General features: G+C 74.4%; 2 protein-coding genes (1 of these 2 cut by a window edge). Both read right to left on the bottom strand.

The window, feature by feature from the left end; all coding sequences use genetic code 11:
• Positions 1–10,525, bottom strand: partial view of a non-ribosomal peptide synthetase gene (locus BLA60_RS21300; RefSeq protein WP_075134704.1) — the 5' portion only. Its footprint begins 4,577 nt before the window's first position; 10,525 of the gene's 15,102 nt are visible here — the first part of the coding sequence; its start codon is at positions 10,523–10,525; its stop codon lies off the left edge, out of view.
• Positions 10,522–19,749, bottom strand: a complete 9,228-nt coding sequence (locus BLA60_RS43460; protein WP_154814496.1) for a non-ribosomal peptide synthetase — start codon at positions 19,747–19,749, stop codon at positions 10,522–10,524. Before BLA60_RS43460 ends, BLA60_RS21300 begins: the two co-directional genes overlap by 4 nt.

Here is a 19,749-nt window from a genome sequence, read left to right as displayed (position 1 = left end):
CGACGATGGCGCGCAACGCGTCCAGCCAGCCGGTGGCCAGCTCGTCGACGGCGTCCTCGGTCAGCCCACCGTCCACCCAGGACAGTGTGGCGACCAGGACGGCGCCGTCCGGACCGTCCTGGGTGGAGGCGGTGATGCCGAGCTGGTGGCCGACCGGGACCTTGGGGTCGCGGTCGGACGGCAGTTCGGTGTTGAGGATCTGCCAGTCCGACGCCTCGCCGGCGGTGGCCACGGAGAACCGGCCGAGGTAGTTGAAGCCGATCTGCGGACGGGGCAGCGCGGCGAGCGCCTGCGCGGCCTGGGTGTTGAGGTAGCGCAGCAGGCCGTAGCCGGTGCCCTTGTCGGGGATCGCCCGCAGCTGCTCCTTGACCCGCTTGACCGCGCCGGCCGCGTCGGCGACGTCGGCGGTGCCCGGGTTGAGACGCACCGGGTAGCGGCTGGTGAACCAGCCGACGGTGCGCGACACGTCGGCGTCGGTGCCGATGTCCTCGCGGCCGTGCCCCTCCAGCTCGACCAGCACGCCGCCACTGGCGTCGGTGCCGCGCCGCTCGCGCCAGCCGTGCACGGCCAGGCCGAGCCCGGCGAGCAGCACCTCGTCGACGCGGGCGTGGAAGGCGGCGGGCACGGGGCCCAGCAGCGGCTCGGTGTGGCTGGCCGGCAGGGACACGGTGAGCCGGCGCAGGTTGCCGGTGATGGCCCTGGTCCGGTCCAGCGGCTCGGCGAGTGCCGGGTCGGGTTCGGCGAGCAGGTCGATCCAGTGGGTCAGCTCGTCGAGCCGTTCTGGGGTGCCGGCGGCGGTGACGAGCTGTTCGGCCCACTCGCGGTAGGAGGTGGCGGCCGGCGCGAGCCGGGGGGTGCGCCCGGCGGCGACGGCGTCCCACGCCTCGCCGAGGTCGGGCAGCAGGATCCGCCACGACATGCCGTCGACGACCAGGTGGTGGATGACCAGCAGCAGCCGGCCGGGGACCGCCGGGCCCTGGTCGAACCAGACGGCCTGGACCATCCGGCCGGCCTCGGGCGCCAGGCGGGACTGGGCGGCGGTGGCGTGCTCGACGACGGCCCCGGCCAGCTCGGTGTCGGTGAGCCCGGTGGCGTCGACGGTGGTCAGCAGGTCGGTGACGGTGCCCCGCTCGGGGACCTCCAGGCTCCACACGTGGTTGCCGACGCGCTTGGTGAGCTTGGCGCGCAACATGTCGTGGTGGTCGACGACGGCGGCCAGCACGGCGCCCAGCGCGTCGGCGCCGGCCCCGGCGGGGGTGGCGACGACAAGCTGCTGGCAGTAGCGGCGGATGGGGCCGCCGCGTTCCCGGGCCCAGTGGATGATCGGGGTGAGCGGCACCTCGCCGATGCCGGCGTCGGACAGCTCCACGTCCTCGGTGTCGTCGAGTTCGCCGAGGGCCTCGGCGAGCGCGGCGGGGGTCTTGTGCCGGAACACCTCGCCGGGGGTGAACACCAGCCCGGCGGCGCGGGCGCGGGTGACGAGCTGGATGGACACGATGCTGTCGCCGCCGAGGACGAAGAAGTCGTCGTCGACGCCGACCTCGGGCAGGCCGAGGACCTCGGCGAACAGCCGGCAGAGGGTGTCCTCGCGCGGGGTGGCGGGTTCGCGGCGGCTCTCGGTGAGGGCGCGTTCGGGGGCGGGGAGCGCGTGGCGGTCGAGCTTTCCGTTGGGGGTCAACGGAAGCGCGTCGAGCACGACGATCGCCGAGGGCACCTGGTAGTCGGGCAGCCGGGCGGCGACGTGCGTGCGGACGTCGTCGGGGTCGCCGCCGACGACGTAGCCGACGAGCTGACGCAGGCCGGGCTGGTCCTCGCGGATCATCGCGCCGGCGCCGGTGACGTCGGGGTGGCCCAGCAGCGCGGCCTCGACCTCACCGAGCTCGATGCGGAAGCCACGCAGTTTGACCTGGTCGTCGGCGCGGCCGGCGTAGACGAGCTGACCGTCGGCGGTCCACCGGGCGAGGTCACCACTGCGGTACATCCGCTCACCGGGGGCACCGAACGGGTCGGCGACGAACCGCTCGGCCGTGAGGCCGTGCCGCCCGAGGTAACCCCGGGCCAGACCTCCGCCCGCGAGGTACAGCTCACCGGTCACGCCCGGCGGGACGAGCCGCAGGTTCGCGTCCAGCACGTAGAGGCGTGCGTTGGCCTGCGGACGACCGAACGGCACCGGGCCGTCGGCGACGACGTCACCGGGCTCGATGACGAACTCGGCGCAGTTGACCGTCGCCTCGGTCGGGCCGTACACGTTGCGCACCCGCACGTCCGGGTGCGCGGTCCGCCAGACCGCCAGCTGTTCGCCCGACAGGGCCTCGCCGCCCAGCAGCAGTTCGCCGGTCGGGGAGGACACGCCGGGCTGGGACAGCAGGCCCAGGTGGCTCGGGGTCGCCTTGACGAACGTGCAGTCGTGGCCGTCCTCCAGGTCGGCGAGCACGACGGTGCCGCCGGAGACCAGCGGGCCCCACAGCGCGGTGACCGTCAGGTCGAACGAGAACGACGAGTGCACCACCGAGGTGCCCGGCGCGTACTCGGTCGACACCCAGGACAGGTAGTCGACCACCGAGCGGTGCTCGACGACCACGCCCTTCGGGCGGCCCGACGAACCCGACGTGTAGATCACGTACGCCGCGTCCCGGGACGAGATCCGCATGGCCAGGTCGATGCCGGCGAACCCGTCGCCGGTGATCCGGTCGACGACCAGCGCGGCGGTGCTGTCCTCCAGCAGGAACTCGACGCGCTCGGCCGGGTAGTCCGGGTCGACGGGCACGTAGGCGCCGCCGGCCTTGAGCACCCCCAGCATGGCGACCACCGCGTCGACCGAGCGGCCCAGCCGCAGCGCGACCCGGTCGCCGGGGACGACGCCCTGGGACACCAGCCACCGGGCGAACCGGTTGGCGCGGACGTTCAGGTCGCCGTAGGTCACCTCCACGCCGGACCCGGCCAGGGCGACCGTGTGCGGGGTGCGCGCGGCCTGGTTCTCGAACAGCGCGTGGACGGTCGCGGCCGGGGCGGTGCGGGTGGGGCCGGTCCAGGTCTCCAGGAGCTGGCGGCGTTCGTCGCGGTCGAGGAGGTCGTGGTGGCCGACGGTGGTGTCCGGGTCGCCGAGCACGGCGCCGAGGAACCGCTCCAGGCGGGCGACGAGGGTGTCGACGGAGTCGCGCTCGAACAGGTCGGTGCTGTACTGGACGAGGCCGCGGATGCCGTCGGGGGTGCCCTCGCCGGTGAGCAGTTCGGTGACGTTGAACGACAGGTCGTACTTGGCGGCGGCGAGCCCGACGTCGATCGGGGTGACCTGGGCGCCGTCGAGTTCGAGGACGTCGGCGGCGTTGTTGTCGAACACCAGCGACACCTGGAACAGCGGGTGCCTTGCCAGCGAGCGCACCGGGTTGAGCACCTCGACGAGCCGCTCGAACGGCACGTCCTGGTTGGCGTAGGCCCCCAGGTCGGTCTCCCGAACCCGGGCGACCAGCTCACGGAACGTGGGGTCACCGGAGACGTCGACGCGCAGGACCAGGGTGTTGACGAAGAACCCGACCAGACCGTCGAGGGCCTCGTCGACCCGGCCGGCGACCGGACTGCCCAGCGGGATGTCGGTGCCGGCGCCCAGGCGGGACAGCAGGGCGGCGATGCCGGCCTGGAGCACCATGAACACCGAGGCGTTGGTGTCGCGGGCGACGTCGACGAGCCGGGCGTGCAGCGACGCGGGCAGGGTGAACCACACCTCGTCGCCCCGGTGGCTCTGCTCGGCGGGGCGGGGCCGGTCGAAGGGCAGCGCCAGTTCCTCGGGGAGGCCGGCGAGCCGCTCGCGCCAGTAGTCGATCTGGCCGGCCTGGGCGCCACCGAGCGCCTTCTCCTGCCAGAGCGCGTAGTCCGCGTACTGCACCGGCAGTGGCGTCCACTGTGGAGCGTTGCCGGTGCGGCGGGCGGCGTAGGCGGTCGACAGGTCGTGGCCCAGCACCGAGGAGGACCAGCCGTCGCTGGCGATGTGGTGCATCACGACCAGCAGCACGTGGTCGCGGGGCGCGAGGGTGAACAGGGTGGCCCGGACGGGCAGGTCGACCGACAGGTCGAAGCCCTGGCCGACCTCGGCGCGCAGGGTGTCGGTCAGGTCGGCCTCGGCGAGGTGCCGCACGGTCCACGGCAGGTCGGCGGTGGGCAGGATCCGCTGGTGCGGTGTGCCGTCGACGTCGGGGAACAGGGTGCGCAGGCTCTCGTGGCGGGCGAGGACGTCGGCCATGGCCGACCGCAGCGCGTCGGTGTCGACGTCGCCGGTCAGGCGCAGGGCGATCGGCAGGTTGTAGGCGCCGCCCTGGTCGGCGAACCGGTTGAGGAACCACACCCGTCGCTGGGCGAACGACAGCGGCACCAGGTCGGGCCGCTCGCGCGCGACGAGTGGTTCGCGGGCGGTGCCGGCGCCGGCGGTGACCAGCGCGGCGAGCCCGGCGACGGTCGGGGTCTCGAACAGGGTGCGCACGCTCAATTCGACGTCGAACGCGCCCCGGACGCGGTTGGCCAGGCGGGTGGCGAGCAGCGAGTGCCCGCCGAGGGCGAAGAAGTCGTCCTCGACACCGACCGAGGGCAGGCCGAGAACCTCGGCGAACAGTCCACAGAGGATTTCTTCCTGCGGGGTGCGGGGGGCGCGGCCGGTGCCGGCGGCGGCGAGGTCGGGCACGGGCAGCGCACGACGGTCGAGCTTTCCGTTGGGGGTCAACGGAAGCGTGTCGAGCACGACGAGGTCGGCGGGCACCATGTACTCGGGCAGCCGCTGGGCGGCGTACTTGAGGACGGCACCGGGGTCGGCGGTGGTGACGACGTACCCGATCAGGCGCTCGTCGCAGATCCGCGCGGCGGAACCGGTGACGTCGGGGTGGCCCAGCAACGCGGCCTCGACCTCACCGAGCTCGATCCGGAAGCCACGCAGCTTGACCTGGTCGTCGGCGCGGCCCGCGTAGACGAGCTGACCGTCGGCGGTCCACCGGGCGAGGTCACCACTGCGGTACATCCGGGCACCGGGGACACCGAACGGGTCGGCGACGAAACGCTCGGAGGTCAGGCCGACGCGACCCAGGTAACCCCGGGCCAGACCGCCGCCGGCGAGGTACAGCTCACCGGTCACGCCCGGCGGAACGAGCCGCAGGTTCGCGTCCAGCACGTAGAGACGCGCGTTGGCCTGCGGACGACCGAACGGCACCGGACCGTCGGCGACGACGTCACCGGGCTCGATGACGAACTCGGCGCAGTTGACCGTCGCCTCGGTCGGGCCGTACACGTTGCGCACCCGCACGTCCGGGTGCGCCGACCGCCACACCGCCAACTGCTCACCCGACAGGGCCTCGCCGCCCAGCAGCAGCTCACCGGTCGGCGACGACGCACTGTCCAGTTCGGACAGCAGGCCCAGGTGGCTGGGGGTCGCCTTGACGAACGAGCAGGCGACGCCGTCCTCCAGGTCGGCCAGCACCACGGTGCCGCCCGACACGAGCGGGCCGAACAACGCGGTGACCGTCAGGTCGAACGACAGCGACGAGTGCACCACCGACACGCCCGAGACCGCGCCGTACTCGGCGCGGACCCACGACAGGTAGTCCACCACCGCGTGGTGTTCGACGACCACGCCCTTGGGCCAGCCCGACGAACCCGACGTGTAGATCACGTACGCCGCGGCCCCCGGCGACACCGCGAGGTCCAGGTTCTCCCCGGCGAACCCCTCCCCCGCGATCGCGTCGACCACCAGGGCCGGGGCGCAGTCGCCCAGCAGGTACTCGACCCGCTCGGCCGGGTACTCGGGGTCGACGGGCACGTACGCGCCGCCGGCCTTGAGCACCCCCAGCATCGCGACCACCGCGTCGACCGAACGACCCAGGCGCAGACCGACCCGGTCACCCGGGGCGACCCCCCGGGACACCAGCCAGCGGGCGAACCGGTTGGCGCGGGCGTTCAGGTCGGCGTAGGTCACCCCGGTGCCGTCGACCACCGCCACCGCGTCGGGCGTGCGGGCGGCCTGGGCCTCGACCAGCGCGTGCACCGTCGCCGGGGCGACCTCCCGCGACGGACCGGACCACTCGTCCAGCAGCTGCCGGCGCTCGACGAAGTCGACGACCTCGTGGCGCCCGACGGTGGTGTCCGGGTCGGCGAGAACGGCCCCCAGGAACAGTTCCAGCCGCTCGACGAGGGTCGTCACCGAGCCCCGGTCCAGGACGTCGGTGCTGAACTGGACCAGGCCGGCGAGACCGGCGGGCGTGCCGTCGGCGTCGCGGGTCTCCTCCAGGTGCAGGGCCAGGTCGTACTTGGACACGGTGATGTCCACCGGTTCCGGGTCGGCGGTCAGCCCCGGCAGGTCCAGCGTGGCGTCCGGGTTGTTGTCGAACACCAGCGACACCTGGAACAGCGGGTGCCGCGACAGCGACCGCACCGGGTTGAGCACCTCGACCAGCCGCTCGAACGGCACGTCCTGGTTGGCGTAGGCCCCCAGATCGGTCTCCCGGACCCGGCCCACCAGCTCACGGAACGTCGGGTCACCGGACACGTCGACCCGCAGGACCAGGGTGTTGACGAAGAACCCGACCAAACCGTCCAGGGCCTCGTCGACCCGACCCGCGACCGGGCTGCCCAACGGGATGTCGGTCCCCGCGCCCAGCCGCGACAGCAGGGCCGCGACCCCGGCCTGGAGCACCATGAACACCGACGCCTGGCAGCGCCGGGCCACCTCAACCAGCTGGCCGTGCAGCTCGGCCGGCAGGGTGAACTCGACGGTGTCGCCCCGGTAGGTGGGCTGGGTCGGGCGCGGCCGGTCCAGCGGCACCGTCACCTCGTCGGGCAGCCCGGCCAGCGCCTGGGTCCAGTAGGTGACCTGGTCGCCGAGAGCGCCGCCGGACTCCTCGCCCAGCACCCGGTCCTGCCACAGCGCGTAGTCCGCGTACTGCACCGGCAGCGGCTCCCAGCGCGGGGCCGAACCGGCGCGGCGCGCGGCGTAGGCGGTCGACAGGTCGTGGCCCAGCACCGAGGAGGACCAGCCGTCGCTCGCGATGTGGTGCATCACCACCAGCAGCACACACTCCCGGGGCGAGAGCACGAACAGGCTCGCCCGCAGCGGCAGGTCGACCGCCAGGTCGAAGCCCTGGCCGACCTCGGCGCGCAGCGCGCCGGCCAGGTCGGCCTCGGCGATCTCCACGACCGGCAGGGCGATCGGCGCCGCCGGGGTCACCCGCTGCCACGGGGTGCCGTTGACCTCGGGGAACACCGTGCGCAGGCTCTCGTGACGGGCCAGCACGTCGGACATCGCGCCGGCCAGCGCCGCGCGGTCCAGCTCACCGGTCAGCCGCAGCGCGACCGGCAGGTTGTAGGTGCCGCCGGCACCCTCGAACTTGTTGAGGAACCACACCCGCCGCTGCGCGAACGACAGCGGCACCAGCTCCGGGCGCTCCACCGCGACCACCGGCTCGCGCGCGGCCACCCCGGTCATCACCTTCGGTGCCAGGCCCGCGACCGTCGGGGTCTCGAACAGCCCACGCACCGCCAGCGTCACCGAGAACGTCGACCGGATCCGGCCGAGCAGCCGGGTCGCCAGCAGCGAATGGCCGCCCAGGGCGAAGAAGTCGTCGTCGATGCCGACCGACGGCAGGCCGAGCACCTCGGCGAACAGCCCACACAGGATCTCCTCCTGGGGGGTGCGCGGTCCCCTGGCGGCGCGGGTCAGCGCCCGGTCCGGCTCGGGCAGCGCGCGGCGGTCGAGCTTTCCGTTGGGGGTCAACGGGAACTCGTCGAGCACGACCACGTCGGCTGGCACCAGGTGCTCGGGCAGGAACTCGGCGAGCCGCTGGCAGAGCACGGCCCCGTCGAGGGCCTCGCCGGGTTCGGCGATGACGTAGCCGGTCAGGTTCTGGTCGTCGCGGACCACGGCCACCGCGCGCGCCACCCCGTCCAGTCCGGTCAGCGCGGACTCGACCTCGCCCAGCTCGATGCGGAACCCGCGCAGCTTCACCTGGTCGTCGGCGCGGCCGAGGAACTCCAGCTCGCCGTCGGTGTTCCAGGCCACCAGGTCACCGGTGCGGTACATGCGTTCGCCGGGGCCGCCGAACGGGTCGGCGACGAACCGCTCCGCGCTCAGACCCGGCCGGCGCAGGTAGCCGCGTGCCAGGCCAGCGCCCGCCACGTACAGCTCCCCCACCGCGCCGGGCGGCGCGAGGCGCAGGCCGCCGTCGAGCACGTACACCCGCGTCCCGTCGACCGGGACGCCGATGGCCGGGGCGCCGCCGGTCAGCGGGCCGCTCATGGTGGCGCACACCGTGGTCTCGGTCGGGCCGTAGGCGTTGATCATGCGGCGGCCGGGGGCGTACCGGTCCACCAGCTCCGGCGCGCACGCCTCGCCCGCGACGACCAGGGTCATCCCGTCGGGCAGGGTGTCGCCGGCTAGTGCGGCCAGCGCCGAGGGGGTCAGGGTGGCGTGCGTGACGCCCTGGGCGACCAGCAGTTCGGCCAGGGCGGGGCCGACGGCCAGCCGCTCGGCCGGGGCGAGCACCACGGCGCCGCCGGCCAGCAGCGCCATCGCCATCTCCCAGAACGCCGCGTCGAAGCTCGGCGACGCGAACTGGAGCACCCGGCTGTCCGGCCCGGCGCCCAGCCGGTCCCGCTGGGTCGCCGACAGCGCGGCGGCCCCGTGGTGGGTCACCACGACGCCCTTGGGGCGGCCGGTGGAGCCGGAGGTGTGGATCAGGTAGGCCGGCGAGGACACCGCGATGTCCACATCGGACAGACCGGTGGCGTCGGTGGCGTCGATGGCCGCGCGGGTCGCCGGGTCGTCCAGGACCACGTGCGGGGTGTCGCCGGGCAGGCGGGCACCGATCTCGGCGGTCGTCACGATCCGCACCGGGGCGGCGTCGTCGAGGATGTAGGCGATCCGCTCGGCCGGGTAGGCCGGGTCGACCGGGACGTAGGCCGCGCCGCACTTGAGGACCGCGAGCACCGCCACCACCAGCTCGGGCGAGCGGGGCAGCGCCAGCGCCACGAACCGCTCGGTGGTCGCGCCCTGGGCGGCGAGGTGGCGGGCGAGCCTGTTGGCGCGCGCGTCGAGTTCGCGGTACGTCAGCGTGGTGTCCTCGAACACGACGGCGACCGCGTCCGGGTTCCGCGCGAGCCGCGCGGCGAACAGCGCGGGGATCGTCGCCGGCGCCGGGGCCTCGGTGGCCGGGGCGGTGAACCGGCGGTGCTCGTCGGGCAGCACCACGTCCAGGGCGCCGACCGGGCGCTCCAGCTCGGTGGGCATCGCCTCCAGCAGCGCGGTCAGCCGCGCGCCCAGCCGCTCGACGGTCGCCGCGTCGAGGATGTCGGAGCGGTAGTTCAGCAGCAGCCGAAGCTGGCCCTCGTGCAGGTGGGCGTTGAGGTTGAACGGGTAGTGGCCGCCGTCGCGGGACTCGATCTCGCCCAGGCGCAGCCCGCCGGGCAGCTCGGTCAGGTTCTCGGTGTCCACCGGGTAGTTCTCGAACACCACGGCGGTGTCGAACAGCGTGTCGAACCCAGCCAGCCGCTGGATGTCGGCCAGCCCCAGGTACTGGTGGGGCAGCAGGTCGGCCTGCTCGTCCTGCACCGCGGTCAGCGTGTCGAGCAGCGAGCGGGACCGCGCGAGGCGCACCCGCACCGGCAGCGTGTTGATCAGCAGCCCGACCATGCGGTCGATGCCGGCGATCTCCGGCGGGCGGCCGGAGACGATGGTGCCGAACACGACGTCGTCGCGGCCGGTCAGCCGGCCCAGCAGGATCGCCCACGCGACCTGGACGATCGTGTTGAAGGTGAGCCCGTGGCGGCGGGCCAGGGCCGCCAGTGCGGCCGTGCGCTCCGGCGACAGTTCCCGCACGACCTGCTGCGGGCGCAGCCCGTCGGCGATCGGCGCCGATTCGGCGAACAGCGACGGCCCGTCGAGCCCGGCGAGCGCGTCGCGCCAGGCGGACTCGGCGGCGGCGCGGTCCTGGCGGTTGAGCCAGGCCAGGTACTCGCGGTAGGGGGCGACCGGCGGCAGCGCCGACTCGTCCCCGCCGCTGGCGTAGAGCTCGAACAGCTCGCCGACCAGGACCGGGGTGGACCAGCCGTCGAGCAGGATGTGCTGGTTGGTCAGCACCAGCCGGTGGCTGCCGGGCGCGGTGGCGATCATCGCGAAGCGCAGCAGCGGCGGGCGGGCCAGGTCGAACCGGCGGGACTGCTCGTCGGCCTGCACCCGCGCCAGCTCGCCGGCCAGCGCCGATGGGTCCACAGTGGACAGATCGATCTCGGTCCACGGCAGCTCGACCGAGCGGGCCACCACCTGGACCGGGGTCGCCAGCTTCTCGTGCAGGAAACCGACCCGCAGGTTGGCGTGGCGGCGCAGCAGCGCCTCGGCGGCCGCGCGCATCCTGGCGGTGTCCAGCGGGCCGTGCAGGTCGATCGCCAGCTGCACGGTGTAGACGTCCAGCTCGCGCTCGTCGTAGAGGGCGTGGAACAGCAGACCCTGCTGCAACGGCGCCAGGGGAAGGATGTCCTCGGGACCTGGCCTCGTCATTGCAGTGTCCTCCACTCGGATTCCAGTAGGTCGATCTCGTGTTGCGACATCGGCACCAGCGCGAGGTCCGACGGGCTGTAGCCGCCGGAGTCGGGCCGGCGCGCGTGGTCGATCAGCGTGTCCAGCGCGCGGAACCAGGTGCCAGCGAGGTCGGCGACCTCGCGTTCGGTCAGCAGAGCGGCGGCCCAGGTCCAGGTGGCGACCAGTTGGGTGCCGCCACCGCCGCCCCTGGCGACCGCGTTCAGGTCGAGCACGTGCGACACCGGCGCGTGCCCGTCGGTGCCGCCGGCCACCTCGTCCGCGTCCGGCGCCAGGTCCCACGACCCGGTGGCGTCGTTGCCGGCGAGGTCGAGGCGGCCCAGGTAGTTGAAGCCGATCTCGGGCACCGGCAGGCGCGCCAGCCCCGGCCCGGTCTCCGGGTTGAGGTGGCGCAGCAGGCCGTAGCCGATCCCGTTGTCCGGCACCGCCCGCAGCTGCTCCTTGACCCGTTTGAACGCGGTCCCGACGGCCGGCCCGCCGGTCCACAGCCCCGCCCAGTCCCGCACCTGGGGGTCCAGGTGCACCGGATACATACTGGTGAACCAGCCGACCGTGCGGGACAGGTCGACGCCGTCGAGGATCTCCTCGCGGCCGTGGCTCTCCAGGTCGATCAGCACGCCGCCCGGCCCCCGGCCGGTGCGCCGCGCCCAGTCGGCCACGGCCAGCGCCAGCCCGGTGAGCAGCACGTCGTTGACCCCGGCGCGGAACACCTCCGGCACCTCGGTCAGCAGCGCGGCGGTCGCCTCGGCCGGCAGTTCCAGCGTCAGGGTTCCGGCGTCGGCCACCAGGTCACGCGTCGGGTCAAGCGGCCGGGTCGCCAGCCGGGTCCCCGGCCGGCCCAGCATCCGCCGCCACAGCGACACCTCGGCGACCCGCTCCGGCGCGGCGGCCTCCTCGGTGAGACGCCGGGCCCAGGTGCGGAACGAGGTGCCGACCGGTTCCAGCTCGACCGGGCGGCCGGCGTCGACCGCCTCCCACGCCGAGGCCAGGTCGGGCAGCAGCACCCGCCAGGAGATCCCGTCGACCGCCAGGTGGTGCACGGCCAGCAGCAGTTGGCCCGGCGCGTCCCCGGCGTCGAACCAGACCGCGCGCAGGATCCGCCCGGCGGCCGGGTCCAGCTCGCCCCACGCCACCTCCGCCTCGGCGGCGACCACCGCGCGCAGCGCGTCGCCGGTCAGGCCGGCCGTGTCGACACGGCGCAGCAGGCCGGCGGCGGGCACCGTGCCGCGCGGGTCGACCGTCAGCGTCGCCTCGCCCAGCCGCAGCCGCAGCACGTCGTGGTGGTCGAGCAGCGCGTCCAGCAGGGTGGTCAGCCTGTCCAGGTCCGCCCCGGCGGGGGTGCGCACCAGCGCGGTCTGGTTGAACCGCCTGGTGAGTCCGCCCAGCTCGGCCAGCCAGTGCATGATCGGGGTGAACGGCAGCTCGCCGGTGCCGGCGTCGGGCGCCTCCACGGCCGCGTCGTCCACCTCGGTGGCGACCACGGCGAGCCCGGCGGGGGTCTTGTGCGCGAACACGTCCCGCGCGCCGAACAGCAGCCCGGCCCGGCGGGCCTTGCTGACCAGCTGGATCGACACGATGCTGTCGCCGCCCATGGCGAAGAACCCGTCGTCGGGCCCGACCGCCGGCAGGCCGAGGACCTCGGCGAACAGCCGGCACAGCAGCTCCTCCCGCTCGGAGGCGGGGGCGCGGCCGCCGCCGGCCGGCGCGAACTCCGGCTCGGGCAGGGCGCGGTGGTCGAGCTTGCCGCTGGTGGTCAGCGGCAGCCGCTCCAGCACCACGAACGCGGCCGGCACCATGTAGTCCGGCAGCACCCGCGCCGCCTGCTCGCGGACCGCGTCGACATCCGGGTCCGACGCGCCGTCGGGGACCAGGTAGGCGACCAGGCGGCGCACGCCCGGCTCGTCCTCGCGGACGGTCACCGCCACGCCGCCGACCCCGGGCTGGCCGCCGACGACGGCCTCGATCTCGCTCAGCTCGATCCGGAAACCCCGCACCTTCACCTGGTGGTCGGAGCGGCCCGCGTAGTGCAGTTGGCCGTCGCCGGTCCACCGCACGAGGTCGCCCGTGCGGTACAGCCGAGCGCCCGGCCCGCCGAACGGGTCGGCGACGAACCGCTCGGCGCTCAGACCAGGGCGGTTGAGGTAGCCGCGGGCGACCCCGGCCCCGGCGATGTACAGCTCGCCCAGGACCCCGGGGGCGACCGGGCGCAGGTACGCGTCGAGCACGTGGACGCGGGTGTTGAGGATCGGCGTGCCGATCGGCGGGGTGCCCTGGCCGGCGGTCAGCGGGCCGCTGGTGGTGGCCACGACCGTGCACTCGGTGGGGCCGTAGGCGTTGACCATCCGCCGGCCCGGCGCCCACCGGTCCACCAGGTCGGCCGAGCTGGCGTCGCCGCCGACGATCAGCGACCGGAACCGGGGAAGGTCCACCGGCGGCACGCTGGCCAGCGCGGCCGGCGGGATCAGCGCGTGGGTCACCGCGCGGTCGGCCAGCACCTCGGCGAGCACCTCGCCGGCCAGCGGCCCCGGCGGCGGCACGACCACCGCCGCGCCCAGCGGCAGCGACATGCACAGCTCCAGCACCGAGGCGTCGAAGCTCGGCGAGGAGAACCGCAGCACCCGGCTGTCGGGCGTGACGTCGAAGCGCTGCGCCTCGGCGGCGGAGAAGCTGGCGATGCCGGCGTGGGTCACCGCGACGCCCTTGGGCACCCCGGTCGAGCCGGAGGTGAAGATGACGTAGGCCAGGTTGTCCGGCGAGAGCGCCACGTCCGGCGCGGTCACCGGCCTGGTGCGCAGCTCCTCGACCAGCGCGGGGTCGTCCAGCACCAGCGGGTCGGCCAGCTCGCCCCGGCTGCCCTCGATCGTGAGCACGTCGACCGGTTCGGCGTCGGTGAGCATGAACGCGATCCGCTCGGCCGGCTGGTGCGGGTCGATCGGCAGGTAGGCCGCACCGGCCTTGAGCACCGCCACCTCGGCCACGACCTGCTCGACCGACCGGGGCAGCACCAGGGCGACCACGGTGTCCTGGCGGGCGCCGCGCTCACGCAGCAGGTGCGCCAGCCGGTTGGCCGCCGCGTCGAACTCGGCGTAGGTCAGGGTGGTGTGCCCGGCGAGCACGGCCGGGGCGTGCGGGGTGCGCAGCACCTGGGCGTGGATCAGGTCGGGCAGGGTCGCCGGCGGGAGGTCGGCGGCCGTGTCGTTCCACTCGGTGAGGATCCGGTGGGTCAGCTCGGGGCCGAGCACGTCCAGCTCGGTGATCGACCGGGCCGGGTCGGCGACGGCCTGCTCCAGCAGCAGTTCCAGGCGCCGGACCAGCTCGGCGACCGTCGACCGGTCGTAGAGGTCGGTGCTGAACTGGAGCACGCCCTCGATGCCGGCGGCGGTCTCCTCCATCAGGAACTCCAGGTCGAACTTGGCGACGCCGACCTCGACCTCCTGCGGGCGCACCGCCAGGCCCGGCATCGCCAGCTCGCCGTCGGCCGCGTTCTGCAACGACACCACCACCTGGAACAGCGGGTGGCGGGCCAGCGAACGGGCCGGGTTGAGCACCTCGACCAGCCGCTCGAACGGCAGGTCCTGGTGGGACTGGGCGGCCAGGTCGGCCTCGCGGACCCGGTCGAGCAGTGTGGCGAAGCTGGGCGAGCCGGAGGTGTCGGTGCGCAGCACGACGGTGTTGACGAAGAACCCGACGAGGTCGTCGAGGGCCTCGTCGGTGCGCCCGGCGACCGGGGTGCCCAGCGGGATGTCTGTGCCGGCGCCCAGGCGGGTCAGCAGGGCGGCGACCCCGGCCTGCAACACCATGAACAGGCTCGCGTTGTGCCGGTGCGCCAGGTCGGTGAGCCGGCGGTGCAGGCCGGTGCCCATGGCGAACTGGACGGCGTCGCCCCGGTGGCTGACCTCGGCCGGACGCGGCCGGTCGGTGGGCAGCGACAGCTCCTCGGGGACGTCGGCCAGGGTCGCGCGCCAGAACGCCAGCTGCTGGGCGGCGACGCTGTCCTGGTCGTCCTCGTCGCCGAGCAGTTCGTGCTGCCACAGCGCGTAGTCGGCGTACTGGACGGCCAGCGGCACCCAGTCCGGGGCGTGGCCGGCGGCGCGGGCGGTGTAGGCGGTGGACAGGTCGCGGGCCATCGGCACGATCGACCAGCCGTCGCTGGAGATGTGGTGCACGACGATCAGCAGCACGTGCTCGCCGGGGGCCAGCGCGTAGAGCGTCGCCCTGACCGGCACGTCGGTGTCGATCCGGAAGCCGCGGCGGGCCTCGGCGCTGATCGCGGCGGGCAGGCCGTCCTCCGCGACGTCCACGATGGACAGTGGGATGTCGGTGGCCGGCAGGATCCGCTGCCAGGGGGTGCCGTCGGTCTCCGGGAAGACCGTGCGCAGGGTTTCGTGCCGGGCGAGGAGGTCGTTGATGGCGGCGGCCAGCGCCGGGCGGTCCAGGTCACCGGACAGCCGCAGCGACATGCCGTGGTTGTAGGTGGCCGACGGGCCTTCGAGGCGGTCGATGAACCACAGCCGCCGCTGGGCGAAGGACAGCGGGACGCGGTCCGGGCGCACCCGCTGGCGCAGCGGCAGCCGCGCCCCCGCCGCCCGGTCCAGTTGCACGGCCAGCCCGGCGGGGCTGGGGGTCTCGAAGATCTGCCGCACACCCAGTTCGACACCCAGCACCGACCGGATCCGGCTCAGCAGCCGGATCGCCGACAGCGAGTGGCCGCCCAGCTCGAAGAACCGGTCGTGCGGCCCGACCTCGGCCACCCCGAGCACCTCGGCGAACAGTCCACAGAGGACTTCCTGGTGGGGTGAGCGTTCCCTCGGCTCGTCGGTGCCGGGCAACGGAAGCGCGGCGTGGTCGAGCTGACCGCCGGCGGTCAGCGGCAGCGCGTCGAGCACGACGAACGCGGCCGGCACCAGGGCCGGGGGCAGCAGGCCGGCGACGAACTCGCGCAGCACCTCGGGATCCGGGCACCCACCGGCGAGATAGGCGTGCGGCACACCGTCACGCACGACGACCGCCGCGCGGTCCACGTCCGGGTGGGCCAACAACGCCGACTCGGCGCGCACCGGGTCCGACGCCGGGCCGGTGAGCAGCAGCTGGCCGTCGGCGGTCCACCGGGCCGGCGCGCCGGTGCGCAGCATCCGCCCGCTCGCGAACGGGTTGGCCACGAACCGGTGCGCGGTCCCCGCCGGGTCACCGAGAAGCCCTCTGGCCAGCCACGGCCCGCCCAGGTACAGCTCGCCGGGCACCCCGGGGGCCACCGGGCGCAGTGTCTCGTCCAGCACGTACACCGCCGTGCCGGCGACCGGGCGGCCGACCGGGACCCGGTCGTGGTGGGCCGGCGCGAGCCCGGTCCAGCGGGTCGCCGCCAGCAGCAACGCGGCCGGCAGCAGGGCGTTGACCAGGTGCGCGGCCGGCATGACCCGCGCGGCCAGCGACGCCGGCAGCGGCCCGCCGGCCACCGTCACCACCCGCGCGTCACTGACCCGCGCCAGCTGCGCCGGGGTGACCGTGCGGTGGGTGGTGGCGCCGTCGCCCCGGGGGTCGAGGGTCGCGCCGGCCAGCAGGGCCAGCACCAGCTCGCGGGGGCCGGTGGGGGTCAGCGTGCTGCCGGGGCCCAGGCCGGTGGCGGCGCGTTCCTCGGCGAGCGCGGCGGCCAGACCGGCGTGCGGCAGACCCAACCCGTCGCGGACCAGCGCCAGGTTCTGCGGCCGGACCACCGGCGGCAGCGGCGGCGGGTCACCGGCCGGGGGGAGCGCGTCGAGGACCAGCGCCGCCGGGGTCCCGGTGCCGTACTGGACGGCCGCGCCCGCGCGCAGCACGGCGACGGTCGCCACGACCAGCTCCGCCGAGGGCGCCAGGGTGAGCGACACGACGGTGTCCGGGCCGGCGCCGCGCCCGGTCAGGGTGTGCGCGACGCGGGTGGCCGCCGCGTCGAGCTGGGCGTAGGTCAGGGGTTCGGTGTCCAGGACGGCGACCGCGTCCGGGGTCTCGCGCACGCGCGCGTCGAACAGTGCGGTGAACGTCGCCGGCGCCGTCTCGGCGGCGGGGTTCCACTCGTCGACGATCAGGTGGGTCTCGGCGGCGCCGAGCACGTCCAGCGCGGTGACCCGGCGGTCCGGGTCACCGGCGACCTGGTCGAGCAGCAGCACCAGGCGGCGGGTCATCGCCTCGGCCGTCGACCGGTCGAACAGGTCGTCGTTGTACTCCAGGATGCCCTCGATGCCCTCGGGCAGCTCCTCCAGCATGAACTCCAGGTCGAACTTGGCGATACCGACCTCGACCTCCTGCGGGCGCACCGCCAGCCCCGGCATCTCCAGCTCGCCGGTCGGCGCGTTCTGCAGGGTGAGCATCACCTGGAACAGCGGGTGGCGGGCCAGCGAACGGGCCGGGTTGAGCGCCTCCACGAGCTGCTCGAACGGCACGTCCTGGCGGGCGTGCGCGGCCAGGTCGGCGTCCCGGACCCGGCCGAGCAGCTCACCGAAGGTCGGGTCGCCGGAGGTGTCGGTGCGCAGCACCAGCGTGTTGACGAAGAACCCGACCAGCTCGTCGAGCGCCTCGTCGGTGCGCCCGGCGACCGGGGTGCCCAGCGGGATGTCGGTGCCCGCGCCCAGCCGGGTCAACAGGGCCGCGACCCCGGCCTGCAACACCATGAACAGGCTGACCTGGTTGGCGGTCGCCAGGGTCGCGAGGCGGCGGTGCAGCGCGGGGTCGATGGTGAACCGCACCTGGTCGCCCCGGTGGCTGATCCGCGCGGGCCGGGGCCGGTCGACCGGCAGCGCCAGCTCGTCGGGCAGGCCGGCGAGGGCCTCGCGCCAGAAGGCCAGCTGGCGGGCGCCGAGACTGTCCGGGTCGTGCTCGTCGCCGAGCAGTTCGTGTTGCCACAGCGCGTAGTCCGGGTACTGGACCGGCAGCGGCGCCCGGTCGGGGGCGGCGCCGGCGACCCGGGCGCGGTAGGCGTCGGACAGGTCGCGGGCCAGCGGGACCAGCGACCAGCCGTCGCTGGAGATGTGGTGCACGACGATCAGCAGCACGTGCTCGCCGGGGCCCAGCACGAACAGCGTCGCCCGCAGCGGCGCCTCGGTGTCCAGCGCGAAACCCCGGCCGGCCTCGGCGTTGACCACGTCGGTCAGCGCCGACTCCTCAGCGTCCACAACAGACAGCTGGACCTCGGTGGCGGGCAGTACCCGCTGCCAGGGCGTGCCGTCGACCTCGGGGAAGACCGTGCGCAGGCTCTCGTGCCTGGCGACCACGTCCGACAGCGCGGCGACCAGCGCCTCCCGGTCCAGCTCGCCGGACAGCCGCAGCGACATCCCGTGGTTGTAGAGCGCGCTCGGGCCCTCCAGCTTGTTGATGAACCACAGCCGCCGCTGCGCGAACGACAGCGGGATCCGTTCCGGGCGCGGCCGGGCGGTCAGCTCCAGCCGGGCGCCGTCGGCCCGGTCCAGCAGCGCCGCGAGCCCCGCCGGGCTCGGCGACTCGAACACCTGCCGGATGGTCAGCTCCACCCCGAACACCGAGCGGATCCGGCTCAGCAGCCGGATCGCCGACAGCGAGTGCCCGCCCAGGTCGAAGAACCGCTCGTCCGCCCCGACCGTCTCCGCCCCGAGCACCTCGGCGAACAGGCCCCGGACGATGTCGGTGTGCGGGGAGTGGTGCGCGCGTGCCGCCGGCTCGGTGTCGTCCTCCTCGACGGGTTCGCGCGGCTCGATGGTGCCGTCGGGCAGCCACGCCGCCAGCTCACCGGTGGCGTACAGCGTGTCCGGCCCGGTGCCTTCCCGGTACAGCTCGCCGGTGTCGCCGGGCAGGGTGCGTTGCCGGCTCGGCGTCAGCACGTGCGCCACCGCGCCGGTGCGCGGGTCGCGGGTCACGGTCGCCCGCTCGACGGCGGTGAGCACCTCGATCGTCCGCAGCGGCGCGTCGTGGCCGGCGGCGGCGAGCCCGGTGAGGTAGCGCAGCAGCCGCGCCCGGTGCCCGGCGACCGCGTCCGCCCCGTACAGCTGGGAGTTGGCGTGGAAGTCGACGGCGAACCCGGCCCCGGCGCCGCGCCCGTCGACGATCAGCGACAGGTCCTCCTCCGGTCCGATCGACACACTGCGCACCCGCGCGTCGCAGCCGGCGAAGTCGATGGCGTAGTCGTAGAGCAGCAGGTTGACCTCGGGCCCCCACAGCCGGCGGCGGTTGCCGACCAGGCCGAGGTCGCGGTGCAGGTCCTCGTAGCGGTAGCGCTGGTGGCGCAGCGCGGCGCGCACCTCGGCGCCGGTGGCGCGCACCAGGTCCAGGACCGCCATGTCGGGGTGGACGGTGAACCGCAGCGGGATCGCGTTGGACACCATGCCGGGGGTGCGGCGCGACACGTCGTCCTGGCGCGCCGAGACGGCCAGGCCCAGGATCACGTCGTGGCTGCCGGTGACCCGGTGCAGGTAGCCGGCGATCCCGGCGAACACCACCACCGGCCACGCCACCCCGGCCTCCCTGGCCAGGTCACGCAGTGCCTCGGCGTCGGCGGCCGGCACCTCGCCGGTGAGCCGCTCGTGCGAGCCGGGGACGCTCGCCGGGCGGCCGGCGAGGTTCACCGGCACCGGCCGGTCGGCGAACCTGTCGGTCCAGTAGGTGCGGTCGCGGTCGAACCGTTCCGAGTCGCGGTAGTCCCGGTCGTAGTCGACGAGGTCGGCGACGGTGCCGAAGTCGCTGGGCGGGCACGGCTCGCCGATGATCGCCGCCGAGTAGACGCGGGCGACCCGGGTGGTGATCAGCGATCCGCTGTAGCCGTCGAGGATCGCGTGGTGCGGCCGGACGAACCAGGTGTGCCGTTCCAGGCCCAGGCGCAGCAACCCGAAGGTGAACAAGGTGGCGGCGTGCTCGTCGACCGGCTGGTGGGTGTGGTCGCGCAGCCACTGGTCGGCGGCGGCGTCCGGGTCGGGGTGCGCGCTCAGGTCGGCGTGCAGCAGGGTCCACTCCGGAGCGGGGTGCACGACCTGGCGCAGCTCGTCGCCCTCGCGCACGATCGTGGTGCGCAGCGCCTCGCACTCGCCGACGACCTGGCGCAGCGCCTGTTCGAACACGGTCCGGGAGAACGGCCCGTCGATGTCGATGCGCTCGGCGATGGCGTACATCGGGTTGGCCGGATCGACCTGCTGCGCGAGCCACATCCCGGACTGCGCGGCGGTCAGTGGCCTGCTGGTGCCAGGCAT

The organism is Actinophytocola xinjiangensis (assembly GCF_001921215.1).
GTDB classification, from domain to species: Bacteria; Actinomycetota; Actinomycetes; order Mycobacteriales; family Pseudonocardiaceae; genus Actinophytocola; species Actinophytocola xinjiangensis.
This window is presented reverse-complemented; position numbering and strand designations above follow the sequence as displayed.

Coding starts and splice junctions, on each gene's coding strand:
- BLA60_RS43460 (WP_154814496.1), bottom strand. CDS start 19,749: ATGCCTGGCACCAGCAGGCCACTGACCGCCGCGCAGTCCGGGATGTGG.